12 protein-coding genes are annotated in these 13,079 nt (G+C 46.4%); all 12 read right to left on the reverse strand.

What is annotated here, in order from left to right; genetic code table 11:
* Nucleotides 1-28: 28 nt before the first annotated feature.
* The 12 genes from sigE to mraZ all read right to left on the reverse strand — a co-directional run bounded on the left by sigE (nucleotide 29) and on the right by mraZ (nucleotide 13,055).
* Nucleotides 29-769 carry an RNA polymerase sporulation sigma factor SigE gene (gene sigE / locus B5E64_RS09720; protein ID WP_087168323.1) on the reverse strand — a complete coding sequence of 247 codons (741 nt, stop codon included), beginning with the start codon at nucleotides 767-769 and terminating at the stop codon, nucleotides 29-31.
* A complete protein-coding gene (locus B5E64_RS09725) occupies nucleotides 766-1,554 on the reverse strand; it encodes a sigma-E processing peptidase SpoIIGA (protein ID WP_087168324.1) in 789 nt (262 codons plus the stop codon). The genes sigE and B5E64_RS09725 overlap by 4 nt, the downstream gene beginning before the upstream one ends.
* Nucleotides 1,555-1,742: 188 nt before the next feature.
* Nucleotides 1,743-2,948, reverse strand: a complete 1,206-nt coding sequence (gene ftsZ / locus B5E64_RS09730) for a cell division protein FtsZ (RefSeq protein WP_087168325.1) — start codon at nucleotides 2,946-2,948, stop codon at nucleotides 1,743-1,745.
* A gap of 153 nt (nucleotides 2,949-3,101) precedes the next feature.
* The gene (locus tag B5E64_RS09735; RefSeq protein ID WP_087168326.1) at nucleotides 3,102-3,881 is read right to left on the reverse strand and encodes a hypothetical protein; all 780 of its coding nucleotides are present in this window, start codon (nucleotides 3,879-3,881) and stop codon (nucleotides 3,102-3,104) included.
* Between the two features lie 42 nt (nucleotides 3,882-3,923).
* Nucleotides 3,924-5,009 carry a putative peptidoglycan glycosyltransferase FtsW gene (locus B5E64_RS09740; RefSeq protein ID WP_242960139.1) on the reverse strand — a complete coding sequence of 362 codons (1,086 nt, stop codon included), beginning with the start codon at nucleotides 5,007-5,009 and terminating at the stop codon, nucleotides 3,924-3,926.
* Nucleotides 5,010-5,021: 12 nt separating this feature from the next.
* Nucleotides 5,022-6,377, reverse strand: a complete 1,356-nt coding sequence (murD, locus tag B5E64_RS09745; protein WP_087168327.1) for a UDP-N-acetylmuramoyl-L-alanine--D-glutamate ligase — start codon at nucleotides 6,375-6,377, stop codon at nucleotides 5,022-5,024.
* Nucleotides 6,378-6,399: 22 nt separating this feature from the next.
* Nucleotides 6,400-7,356 (reverse strand): phospho-N-acetylmuramoyl-pentapeptide-transferase, encoded by a 957-nt coding sequence (gene mraY, locus B5E64_RS09750; RefSeq protein WP_087168328.1) that lies wholly within the window; start codon nucleotides 7,354-7,356, stop codon nucleotides 6,400-6,402.
* A gap of 96 nt (nucleotides 7,357-7,452) precedes the next feature.
* Nucleotides 7,453-9,177 (reverse strand): penicillin-binding transpeptidase domain-containing protein, encoded by a 1,725-nt coding sequence (locus B5E64_RS09755; RefSeq protein ID WP_087168329.1) that lies wholly within the window; start codon nucleotides 9,175-9,177, stop codon nucleotides 7,453-7,455.
* 60 nt (nucleotides 9,178-9,237) lie between these two features.
* Entirely contained in the window at nucleotides 9,238-11,034 is a 1,797-nt protein-coding gene (locus B5E64_RS09760; protein ID WP_242960140.1) for a penicillin-binding protein 2, read from the reverse strand.
* An 84-nt stretch (nucleotides 11,035-11,118) separates the two neighbouring features.
* Nucleotides 11,119-11,610 carry a LapA family protein gene (locus B5E64_RS09765; protein WP_087168331.1) on the reverse strand — a complete coding sequence of 164 codons (492 nt, stop codon included), beginning with the start codon at nucleotides 11,608-11,610 and terminating at the stop codon, nucleotides 11,119-11,121.
* A gap of 47 nt (nucleotides 11,611-11,657) precedes the next feature.
* The gene (gene rsmH / locus B5E64_RS09770) at nucleotides 11,658-12,593 is read right to left on the reverse strand and encodes a 16S rRNA (cytosine(1402)-N(4))-methyltransferase RsmH (protein ID WP_087168332.1); all 936 of its coding nucleotides are present in this window, start codon (nucleotides 12,591-12,593) and stop codon (nucleotides 11,658-11,660) included.
* Between the two features lie 24 nt (nucleotides 12,594-12,617).
* Nucleotides 12,618-13,055: a division/cell wall cluster transcriptional repressor MraZ gene (gene mraZ / locus B5E64_RS09775; protein ID WP_087168376.1), complete on the reverse strand. Its 438-nt coding sequence runs from the start codon at nucleotides 13,053-13,055 to the stop codon at nucleotides 12,618-12,620.
* Nucleotides 13,056-13,079: the final 24 nt, after the last annotated feature.

Consider the following 13,079-nt stretch of genomic DNA (forward strand, 5'->3'; position numbering starts at 1 on the left):
TCAGTTTCTTCTCCCTTTTTCTGAATTTTTATTCCAGTTTCGTAATTTCTTTTTTCAGACGTATCATAATCTTTTTTTCCAGTCTGGATATGTAAGACTGTGAGATTCCAAGCACGTCCGCCACTTCTTTTTGTGTCATTTCCTCTCCGTCCGGAGTTCCCAGCCCGAACCGCATATTTACAATTCTGCGCTCTCTGACAGAAAGTCTCCCCACGGCCCGGATCAGCATGTTTTTCTCCGCTTCCGTTTCCATATCCTTGTAGATTGTATCTTCTTCTGTTCCGAGAATATCAGAAAGCAGCAGTTCATTTCCGTCCCAGTCTACATTGAGCGGCTCATCTATGGAAACCTCCAGTCTTGTCTTGCTGTTGCGTCTGAGATACATCAGAATCTCATTCTCAATACATCTGGATGCATACGTCGCAAGCTTGATATTTTTATCCGGATTAAATGTATTGATCGCTTTGATCAGGCCGATTGTACCGATCGAAATCAGATCTTCCACTCCGACTCCTGTATTGTCGAATTTTTTTGCGATATAAACAACAAGCCGCAGATTATGCTCGATGAGCTGCTTTCTTGCGTCCTCATGCTGTTCCGTACAGAGCTGTTCAATCGCCTTTGCCTCTTCTTCCACTTCCAGTGGCGGCGGAAGAATATCTGAACCTCCTATGTAATACACTTCCTGCTTTTCCGGAAAAAGCCATGTCCGGAAAGCCGGAAAAATTTTCTGTCTGAATGTGTTCGGCACCGTAATGTTCATAATCATTTACATCCCCTCCTAAAAATATCCGGATTTACAAGTATCCGGTATGTTCCGTCTGTTGAAATCCTGGTATCCGATATCCCGATCCAGATATCACAGATCTGCTTTTTCTCTTTCCTCGGCAGATATAGACTGTCAAACTGTACCAGAAGCAGTCTGGCATGCTCATTTCCGACAGACCGAAAACCGATATAGCGCCTTTTCTGCGTGCTCTCCATAAGGCTTTCGACCGCCTCTCTTTCCACGATACAGACCGGCTGTCCGGTAAGCGGATCCGTCAGGCTGTTTCCCGTATCAATCAGCCCTTTCAGCCGTACCTTCCTCCCGGACTGTTCCACCAGAAGTTCGCAGGTATATTGATTCTGCCTTTGCATCTGACGCCAGAATGCCCACACCGCCTGCATCAGTTCATAGCTGACGACGGCAAACAGAAAAAAAAGACTTCCTGTACGAATATATTGCCCGAAAAAGCTAAAAATACCGCCCAACAGAAATCCGCCCCCGTAAAGCATAAAAAAAGCTTTCACAAACTCCCTCATGCCGTGTACGGGAATTGCCGCTTTGATCATAACCGTATTCACCGCCACATGGTATAGCAGCAGTTTCACAAAGCCGGGGACCGGGAGCATCATCGTAAGACAGGTCAGCAAAGAGCCCAGAACCGCTCCCGGAAGCACCCGTCTTCTCCGGAAATCACCGGCCAGCATCCTGCACACCGCTGCTAAAAGCAGATAATCCATCATAAAATTGACGAGGAAGAATACATCCATGTAGATTTCATAATACATGCTTCACCCTCTTTTCTCCTGTCGCTGCTAAATCGATTCAGTATACGAACAAATAGTATTATAAAAAAAAGGAACTTGAAATTTTGTCAGAAACTGACAGAGAAACTTGTTTTCTTTCGACATGCAAACATAGAAAAAAGGTATGGAAACTCTCGCCTCCATACCTTCTGATTATCTTAATTCACTTTTTATTTTTTAAAGAAATCCGGAATCTTGATAGTCTGCTCTTTTACTCTTCCCGTTCCTGCAGAGTAGGATGGTGTGGAAGACTGAGCAGTTGTGCTGCTTTCCGGTGCTGCAGATGTCCTCGGCTGCTGCGGCATTCTTGTCACTCTCCCCATATCTGATTTAAGAGAGGATGTATCCTGAGTCTCGGCAAATACAGATCCTGCCGGTCTGGCTGTTCCGATTTTGGATTTCAGCTTGGATGCTGTACTTTCCTTGCTGTTATGTAAACCCGTCGCGATGACCGTCACTGTTGCTTCATCAGACTTGGATTCATCATACATAGCACCGAAGATGATGTTTGCATCTTCTCCTGCAAGCTCCTGAACATGCTCTGCTGCGTCGCTTGCATCCATAAGAGTGATATCACCGGAAATATTGATGATGACATGAGATGCTCCTGAGATTGTTGTCTCAAGCAGCGGACTGGATACAGCCTGTTTTACAGCCTCCAGCGCCTTGTCATCTCCTCTTCCGTGTCCGATTCCGATATGGGCGATACCCTTGTCGATCATAACTGTCTGAATGTCGGCAAAGTCAAGGTTGATCAGGGATGGTACATTGATCAGGTCAGTGATTCCCTGGATACCCTGCTGAAGTACTTCGTCTGCCTTTTTCAGTGCATCCGGCATCGTTGTTCTTCTGTCGACAATCTCAAGAAGCTTATCATTCGGAATGACAATCAGTGTGTCTACATTTTCTTTTAATTTTTCAATGCCGGCAAGTGCATTATTCATACGGGCTCTGGATTCAAAACGGAAAGGCTTTGTAACAACGCCGACTGTCAGGGATCCCTGCTCTTTTGCGATACGTGCTACAACCGGTGTTGCACCTGTACCTGTACCGCCGCCCATTCCGCATGTAACAAATACCATGTCTGCGCCTTTGAGTGCTGCCGCGATCTCATCTGCGCTTTCTTCTGCTGCTTTTTCTCCAACTTCCGGCTTTGCTCCTGCTCCAAGTCCTTTTGTGAGCTTGTCTCCGATCTGCATCAGTGTAGGGGCCTTGCAGAATGAGAGAGCCTGTTTGTCTGTGTTGATGGCGATAAATTCTACTCCAGCAATCTGCTCATCTATCATGCGGTTGACAGCATTATTACCGCCTCCACCTACACCAACGACGATAATTTTTGCTGCTGCTTCTGATTCATTTGTCTTAATTTCTAACAAGAGTGTCTCCTCCTTTGTTATGCTTTATTATTTATACACCCTACTAGTTCATGTATTCTGCCATATATACTATATAATATAGTCTTTCTTTCTAAATTTCAATAGAATTTTTCCTATTTTTCGATTTTTTTACGCCAGATTCCTATGGTACTTTCAGGTATTTGATTCCTCTGTTGTTTCACTTTTTTCAAAGCGGATCGTCTCCGTCAGCTCTCCATAATGTTCCAGATGGAGCGTCCCGCTCTGTCCTTCCAGCTTCTCAAGAATAGCCGGAAGCTGTGCCGCCTTCTCCTGCGGATCCCCGCTTCCAAGTTCCGCGCAGATGTTCCCGAAATACAGTGTCAGATTTTCTCCATCGCATACAATCCGGTCCGGGCTGACCCCGCTTCTTCCAAGAATTTCCTGGATCCGGACAATATATTCAAATACGGAAGAATCCTGAACGGTAAGTTTCTTTCCTTTTTCGGCTTTCGAAACATCAAGCCCCTCTACAAGACTGAGACCGTCTCTCTGGCTATCCGTAACCCCGAGAACCATGCCTTCGTTGTCAAAATAGACATATTCCTCATCCCGTCTGGCATACCCGGCCGGACTTTTTTCCTTCACATCCACCCGGATCGTCCAGGGATTCACCATATGAAATTCCATACTTTCGACAGTCGGCGGCTCCGGATAGTCTCCCAGTTTTGTGCTTAAAAGCAGAACCAGAGAATTCCCATCCCCTCCCTGTTCACGGATGTACCGGCTTACTTCGCTGTCTGTAAGAAAATCGTTCCCCCTCACCCGGATATCTCTGAGCTGGAACAAAAGAAGAAACACGATGATGCCGGCAATGACAGCTGCCCCTGTTCCCAGTCTTGTCAGAATCTGCCTTCGCCTGGTACGCTTGATCCTCTTTCTCTTCTCATCCCTTTGCACAATCTGATCATTCATGGATGTGCCTCCTGTATTTTTCCTATCATTAACGCTTTTATTTTACCAACTGGCAACGCTGAATACAAGCCCCATTTCCACGAGAAGGAAAACAACAGATGTTCCTCCATAACTGATAAAAGGAAGGGTAATTCCGGTATTGGGAATTGTATTGGTTACAACGGCTATATTCAAAATCACCTGAATCATCATATGCCCCATGGCTCCTGCCGCAATCAGTGCCCCGAAAAGATCCGGTGCGTGAGATGCGATCACAAAGAAGCGCCAGATCAAAAGGAAGAACAGCAGAATAACAAGAACCGCTCCCACAAGCCCCAGTTCCTCACATATAATAGAGAAAATCATATCGTTCTGCGCCTCCGGGACAAAACCCAGCTTCTGGATACTGCTTCCAAGTCCTTTCCCGAACAGTCCTCCTGATCCGATGGCGTAAAGCCCCTGAAGGGTCTGATATCCTTTCTCATACTTCTCCGGATTCTGCCAGATCGCGATCCGCTCCAGACGGTAACTTTCCAGGCCGAGAAAGACTGCCATAAAGCCGGTCCCTGTCACCGCCATCCAGATGAACTGGCCATATTTGGGACTGGCCGTAAAAATCAGGATCACGGCGATTCCAAGAATGATTACTGCCGTGCTTAAGTTGCTTGCTCCTACAAGACCCACAACCGGCAGAGCGAAAAGCATGATCCGAAACAAGGTGGTAAGCTTTCCGATCTTCTTTGCATTTCTTGTCACAAGCCATGCCAGAAACACGATCAGAGCAACTTTGACGTACTCTGATGGCTGAAAAGAAAATGGTCCCAAAGACAGCCATCTTTTGGAACCATTGTATTCATCGCCAAACAGCATGACGGCGATGCAGAGCACAATCGCCAGAATATATCCTGGTACAGCAAGCTTCGCCCAGATATGATAATCGGTCTTTGCCACTGCGTACATCCCGGCAATGCCAAGCGTTGTAGCAAATATCTGTTTTTTTAAATAATAGAAAGAATCTCCAAATTTTATCCTTCCATTATAGGAACTGGTACTGTACAGGATCACCAATCCCGTTATCACAAGTAAAAAAACGATCACCAGAAGGACTTTGTCAATTCCTCCGGACTCCGGTTTTTCCGCCTGCTTCAATCTATCCTCTCCTTACAGCGATTTTACCAACTCTTTGAATTTCTCTCCACGTTCTTCATAACTTCCGAACATATCCCAGCTTGCACATGCAGGAGATAACAGTACCGCATCTCCCTCTTTTGCCTCACGGCTTGCAAGTGTCACCGCCTCTTCCAGTGTATCCGCAAACATATACGCTGTAAAGCCGCACTTTCTGGCCGTCTCGGCGATCTTCTTTTTTGTTTCGCCGATCAGAATCAGCTTTTTCACTTTTCCGTGGAAACTCTCAATCCACTCATCGTATTCCGACTGCTTATCAAAGCCTCCTCCGATCAGGACCGTAGGACGGTTCATCGCAGTGATTCCCCGGATTGCAGCATCCGGATTCGTTCCCTTGGAATCATTGTAATAAGCTACGCCGTTCTTTTCCGTCACGTACTCGATCCGGTGTTCCACTCCTGAGAATCTTCGGATAACATCCCGGATCGTATCCATCGGGACGCCGTAAAGTGCCGCCATGGCGACAGCTGCCATCACATTTTCATAATTGTGTGTGCCAAGGAGCTGAAGCTCGTTTGTTTTGCACACCCGTACCTCATCCGGATTCCGGAAGATAATCTCCCCGTCCTTTAAGAAAATTCCCGTTTCCAGTTCTCGTTTACTGCTGAAGAAAAATGGAGTCGCATTCGTCTTTTCTCCAAACTCTCTGAGGACTTCATCCTCATAATTCAGTACACAGAACTCTTCTTTTGTCTGATTTTCTGTAATTGCCTCTTTGGCCTTGATGTAGTTTTCCATTGTATGGTGACGGTTCAGATGATCCGGTGTGATATTCAGGATCGCGCTGATTTTCGGAGCAAACCGGTGGATCGTCTCCAGCTGGAAACTGCTGATTTCCGCAACTGTCACACTGGCCGGTGTCATCTTCAATGCTTCCAGCGTATACGGATTTCCTATATTGCCCACAACGAAAACTTCCGGTTTGTATGCTTTCATAATCTCTCCAAGGAGTGTTGTCGTCGTCGTTTTTCCATTCGTTCCGGTAATCGCCAGCACATCTCCTTTTCCAAAGCAGCTTGCAAGTTCCACTTCTCCCCAGACAGGAATTCCGGCCTTTTCCATATCCTGCACAACCGGAAGATCAGTCGGGACTCCCGGGCTTAGCACAAGCATCCCAATCTCATCCACTCTCTCGTACGGAAATGCTCCGATTACAATCTCTGCTCTGCATCCTTCCGGAAGACGGCCTGCCACTTCCTCTCTGCTCAGCTTTTCATTTCCGTCATACAAAATCGTCTCAACACCTTCGTGCTCAAGCAGTGTTACAGCGCCGATTCCGCTTTTTCCCGAGCCAAACACAAGTACCTTTTTTCCATTACCGTCAAACATCTTCTTCCCGTCCTTTCTTATCTTACAGTGCCAGCAACGCAATCAGACATAAAATCGCCGTTATAATTGAGAATACTGCCACAATCCTTGTCTCCGACCACCCGCAAAGTTCAAAATGATGGTGGATCGGGGCCATTTTAAAGATTCTTTTTCCGCCTGTCTTTTTAAAGTATGTGACCTGAATCATGACGGAAGCCACTTCAACAAGATAAATCAGGCCGACAATAATAATGAAAATCGGCATCTGAAGCATATAAGCCGTGGATGCCACAAATCCCCCAAGTGCCAGCGAACCCGTATCTCCCATAAAAACACTGGCCGGATAGACATTAAACAGCAAAAATCCCATCAGAGCTCCTACTACCGCGCAGGTGACCGGTTCGATCCCGCTCTTTGTTCCCACTGCGACAACCGTGAAAAAGGTAGCAACCAGCACTGTCACGCTGGAGGCAAGACCGTCCAGTCCGTCTGTAAAATTGACACCGTTTACCGTACCAATCACCGCTACAAACAAAAGCGGAATGGCAAGCCATCCAATGTTCCAGTATTTTCCCCCGGAAAACGGGATCAAAAGTGTAAGCGGTGTATTGGTGACATTGACAAGATAATAGGCAAATACTGCCGTAACTACAATCTGAAGTGCGAATTTCTGTTTTGGATACAGCCCGTCGGAACGCTTCATCACTACTTTCAAATAATCATCCAGAAAACCGATCAGTCCAAATCCAAGTGTTACAAACAGAATCGGAATGATCTTCGGATAATCTTTCACATAAAAAAGGGATGTAATGACAATCGAAGCCAGTATCATGACTCCTCCCATCGTCGGTGTGCCCGCCTTCTGAAGGTGGGACTCCACTCCCTCCACACGTTCTGTCTGCTTCATCTTCATTTTTCGTAAAATTGGAATCACGATCGGCCCCATAATCACACTCAGCACAAATGATATAAGAACCGGAATTACAAATGTATAATCCATATCTGCACCTCTTCATCCTTTGGTTTCTAAACAGGCCTTATGCCTGCGTTCAATTATAACGTATTTGCCCTGTCTTTGCAAGCTTACCGCCTGCGCTCACTCTTCTTTTTCAATTCCCAGATACGGAAGCACATCATCGAAAATCTCCCTCACGACCGGAGCTGCGATCGTTCCGCCATAATAGATTCCCTGGGGATCGTAAATGACACACATTCCCAGAACCTGCGGATCCTCGGCAGGAGCAAAACCGATAAAGGAAGAGATGTATTTATTGGCACTTCTTGGAAGCGTCTGAGATGTCGCTGTTTTCCCTCCGATGCTGTATCCTTCGATATAGGCATTTTTCCCGGAGCCTTCTGACACGACACTTTCCAGAATTTTCTGCATGGTCTTCGATGTTTCTTCCGAAACAATCCGTTTTCCCTGCTTATCGGAAAATGTCTTGATCGTCCTCCCTCTCTCACCGTCCTGTACCGATACCGCAAAGTGCGGTGTCACACGTTTTCCCCCGTTAATGAGCGAACTGACTGTCGCTGCCATCTGAACCGGCGTTACCTGGAACGACTGGCCAAAAGTCATGGTGGCAAGTTCCACCTCCCCGATATCTTCCAGCCGGTGCATGATTGTTCCTGCCTCTCCCGGGAGATCCACCCCGGTTTTTTCCATCAGGCCGAACTGCTCGAAATAATCGCAGAACCGCTCCGCTCCCAGTCTGAGCCCGATCTCCATAAAAACCGGATTACAGGAATTCTGCACTCCTTCCACGAATGTCTCCGCCCCGTGTCCTCCTACTTTGTGGCACCGGATTCTCCGATCCTCTACAATCTTATATCCAGGGCACACAAATGTATCATCCAGATCGACTACCCCTTCTTCCAGGCAGGCGCTGGAGGTGATGATCTTAAAGGTGGATCCCGGTTCATAGGTATCATTGATACACCCGTTTCTCCACATCTGATTCAGAAGTTCCTGCTTTTCTTCCTCCGAGGAGGCAGATACGCCTTCCGGCAGTTCAAACGGCTCATTCAGATTAAATTCCGGCCAGTTGACCATCGCACAGATCTCCCCGTTTTGCGGGTTCATCAGGATGATGGCCACTTTATCCGCCTGTTTTTCCTCCATCACCTTCTGTGCCATCTGCTGTGCGTATTTCTGGATATTATAATCGATGCTGATCTGAAGCGTATTTCCCGCTGACGGTTCAATCCGGTCTTCCGCTATACCTTCCAGTTCCACTCCTCTGGCATCTGTTGTCGAGAGAATTTTCCCGTTTTCTCCTTTCAGATAGTCTTCATATTTTACTTCCAGCCCGATGATTCCCTGGTTGTCTCCTCCGGTAAATCCAAGCACCTTGCTCGCCAGTTCTTCATATGGATAATACCGTTTAAAGTCTTCATCCACTTTGACCCCCGCTAAGTTCATCTCCCGGATCTTGTCTCCGGTCTCCTTTTCCACATTGGTCTTAATCCGTTCCATGGAGGATACCTTCTCCACCTTTTTCCGCACCTCGCTTTCTTCCAGTTCCAGAGTGCTGCTCAGCGCCCTGATTACTGCCTCGGGGTCTTCAATCTGACTGTGTATCACGGAAACCGTGCAGACAGTCTTGTTGGTAGCCAGCACCTTGCCGTTTCTGTCTACAATTTCCCCTCTTGCCGCTTTGATCTCCCGTTCTCTCTCATGAAGATCTTCCGCCTTTTTCTGATAATATTCCGCGTCCAAAATCATCAGATAGCAGAGCCTCCCGATCAGTCCAAGAATCATGACAGTGGCGGCAAGAAAGACAATCAGTATCTTCTTTTTATTATAGGTTTTGTTTTTCATCAAAAAACCTCACAGAAGTGATTGATATAACTTATTAATCCTTCTGTGAGGTTATTCTTTTTATTCTGTTTTTGTGATATTCAGATATGGAAATGCTTCTTCCATAATATCTGCTGCAAGGCCCGTTGCGAGATAACTTGCTGCCTGCTGCGCAAGATTCGGTTCGTCCACAATTACGTAGATCATGACCTCCGGATTTTCCTGCGGCGCATAGCCGATAAAGGAGTTCAGATTCTTTCCTTCACTTCTTGGCAGTTTTTCCGCTGTTCCCGTCTTTCCACCAATTGCATATCCTTCTACCTGGGCCGATGTTCCGCTTCCTTCCTGCACAACTCCATACATGTAGTCTTTCAGAATGTCACAGGTCTCCTGAGAAACCGTTTTTCTCGCCAGTACCGGTGTTTTTGTCTCCACTACATCTCCGTTGGCATTGCGGATCTCTTTGACAAGATACGGCTCATAATAGTTCCCGCCATTGATCAGTGAACAAAATCCGGCCGCAAGCTGTGTCATTGTCACATTAAAGTTCTGACCAAACGAGTTGGTTCCAAGGTCAATCGGCTGCATGTTGTCAGCCGAATAAAGAAGATTTGATGTATCTCCCTCTCCCGGAAGATCAATTCCGGTATATTCTCCAAACCCGAACAGATGCTGGTACCGGCAGAAATCGTCCGTACCAAGCACTTCAGCAATCTGCATCATACCAACATTGCATGAATTTTCCAAAACCTGCTTTAATGTTTCTGTCCCATGTCCGTTTCTTGCAATACAGGAAACCGGATTTGCCACTCCCTCATAGGAATAAGAACCGGTACAGACATACGTTTCATTTCCTGTCAGTTTTCCCGTCTCAAATCCTGCCGCCATTGTAAATGGTTTCATTGTAGATCCCGGCTCAAACGTGTCACTGACACAGAAGTTTCTCCAGAGCGCATTCAGAGTATCCAGACGTTCCTCATCCGTCATTGCCTCCTGCTCCTCCGTGGTATAGTACTCTGACAGATCCCTTGGATTATTCAGATCAAAATTCGGGTAACTCGCCTCAGCCAGAATGGCTCCCGTATTCGGATCCATGACGATGACGGCTGTATTTTTTGTCCCTTCTCCTTCATGGTCATTGTCCCGCAGACGATCGTTCAATGCGAGAATATGTTTTTCGACGATCGCCTGGAGATTGGCGTCAATTGTTGTAACAATCGAATTGCCGTCCGTCGGGCTCTGTATTACACTTTCCGAACTTGATCCGGATGACAGATATCCGGTCCTCTTTCCGTCCGTTCCGTTTAATTCGCTGTTATAATATGCCTCCAGCCCGATCGTCCCAACATTTCCGGATGAGGTAAATCCGATCACATCGCTTGCCAGCGTTCCATAAGGATAAGTTCTTACATACGAATCTTCCAGTGTCACACACACAATATCGGCATTCTGATCCATCTGGCTCTGAAAGTCTCTTCCTGTCTCATAATCCACATTGGATTTCAGTATGACATATCTGCTGTCCGCCTGATCCTGCAAAATCTCCCGGAGCTCCGGCTCATCCAGTCCAAATGCACTTACAAGTGCCTCCACTGTAGCATTGATCCGTTTGTTCTGATATGTCGTTTTTGTTTCCAGAAGCCCTGCCACATCCAGAATCACATTGTAGGAGCGTTCACTTGTCGCAAGCGCCGTACCATTCGTATCCAGAATATCACCCCGTTTAAACGGGATCGTCTGACTTCCGCTTCGCATCTGGCTCATCACCTGTTTTTGGTATTCGTCTCCTTTTGTGAGATTTAAAGCCGCTGCCCTGCCTGTCAAAAAAACAAAAGCCAGTACGATTGCCGTAAACACTCCTACCAGCTTTATCTTCATTTTCTTTGGAAATTTTTTTGGAAAATGTCGGAATTCATTTCTTTTTTTTCTTTTTATCATGTAATTCCCCTTGTCAATATGCTGTTATTTATCCGATGCTTCCCCATCCTCCGGAATACTTTCATACTGTCTGATTTCATGAGTGCCTGCACTCTGATATTTCACGATCTGAGACGAATCCGCGTAGACCATTCCAAGTTCTTCAGCCCTTTCCCGGATTTCCTCCAGATTGACAGAGTTGGCAATATAGTTGTATTCCGATGTATTTTTTTCTTTCAGGCTGGTGATTTCCGTGCGAAGGCTTTCAATCTTTCTTGTCTGCTTATCCAGATCCGCCCGGACTCCCACATAATGGAAACAGACAAATAATGCCGCTGCCACTGCCCCGGCCAGAAATGTCACATATCCAAAGCCGAGTTTCATCGCTCTGCGCTGATTTTTCCTTGTCTGAGGACTCACCTGCTTTTCTTCTTCGTAACCATCTGTATTCTGCTCCGCCTGTGTCTGTCTGACCCGGACAAGATTATCATACATATAGATGTCATTTCCCTGTTTTCTTTTCTTTCCTGCTGCCATACACGTTCCCTCTTTCTGTGTCTGGTATTCTCGTATTCCATCCCGTATCAGATATGTTCAAAAATACGGAGCTTTGCACTTTTTGATCTGCTGTTTTCCTCGGTTTCTGTTTCCCCCGGAAGGATCGGCTTTCTGGTGATGACCTTTCCTTTTGACTTCTTCCCGCATACACATACCGGAAAATGACTTGGACATGTACACGGATTTTCATTCCGTCGGAATGCTTCCTTTACAATCCGGTCTTCCAGTGAGTGGAAAGTGATAATACAGATCCTTCCTCCTGAATTTAATAAATCAATCATCTCATCCAAAGATTCCTTCAAAACTGTCAGTTCCTGATTCAGCTCAATCCGGATCGCCTGAAACGTCCTCTTGGCCGGATGTCCTGACATCTTCTGAAACTTCATTGGAATCGATGCTTTTATAATCTCTGTAAGCTCGCCAGTGGTTGTAATAGGACCTTTTTCCCTCGCCTGAACAATATGCTTTGCAATATTCTTCGCAAATTTGTCTTCTCCATAGTCCCGGATAATCCGAAAAAGGTCCATCTCACTGTATCCATTGACAATATCGGCAGCCGTCTTTGTCTGCCTCGTATCCATCCGCATATCGAGCGGTGCATCTTTTGTGTATGAGAATCCACGCTCTGCCGTATCCAGCTGGTAGGACGATACGCCCAGATCGAGGACAATCCCATCCACCTTGTCAATGCCTAATTCCCGGAGCCGCAGCTTCATATCACAATAATTGCTCCTTACTATTGTAACCTTCTCCCCGAAACTGCGAAGCCTGATTCCTGCCGCTTCAATCGCGGCGGCATCCTGGTCTATTCCGATAAAACTCCCCTTGTCGTTTAACCGCTTACACACTTCAAAAGCATGTCCGCCTCCACCAAGCGTTCCATCTACGTAAATGCCGTCTGGCTTGATGTTCAGACCATTTACGACCTCTTCCAACAATACTGATTTGTGTTCAAATGCCATGGCGTTCTCCTCCATCATATGATCTTAAATACTAAGGCCCAGATCTTCCATGTCACTTGCGATATCATCGATATCCGCTTCCACTTCTTCACTATGTGCATCCCAGGCTTTCTTGTCCCAGATTTCAATCTTGTCAAGGACACCTGCCAGAACCACTTCCTTTTCCAGTCCGGCATATGCTCTCAGGGCAGAAGAGATAAGTACTCGACCTTGTTTGTCAAGTTCACCATCGACAGCGCTTCCAAGAAAGAAACGTTTGAAGTCTCTGGCTTTTTTGTTTGTAAGTGGTAATTCCCGGAGTTTTTCCTCAAAGGCACTCCATTCGTCGTCCGGATACACAAATAAACAGCCGTCCATTCCCTTTGTTATCACGAAATGTTCTCCCAGACTTTCGCGAAACTTGGAAGGGATGATCAGGCGGCCTTTTGCATCAATACTATGATTGAATTCTCCGTTCAACATACAATCACCTTCTTCCAAAATGGG

Origin of the sequence: Drancourtella sp. An12, assembly GCF_002160935.1 — a bacterium.
Lineage (GTDB): Bacteria > Bacillota > Clostridia > Lachnospirales > Lachnospiraceae > Sellimonas > Sellimonas catena.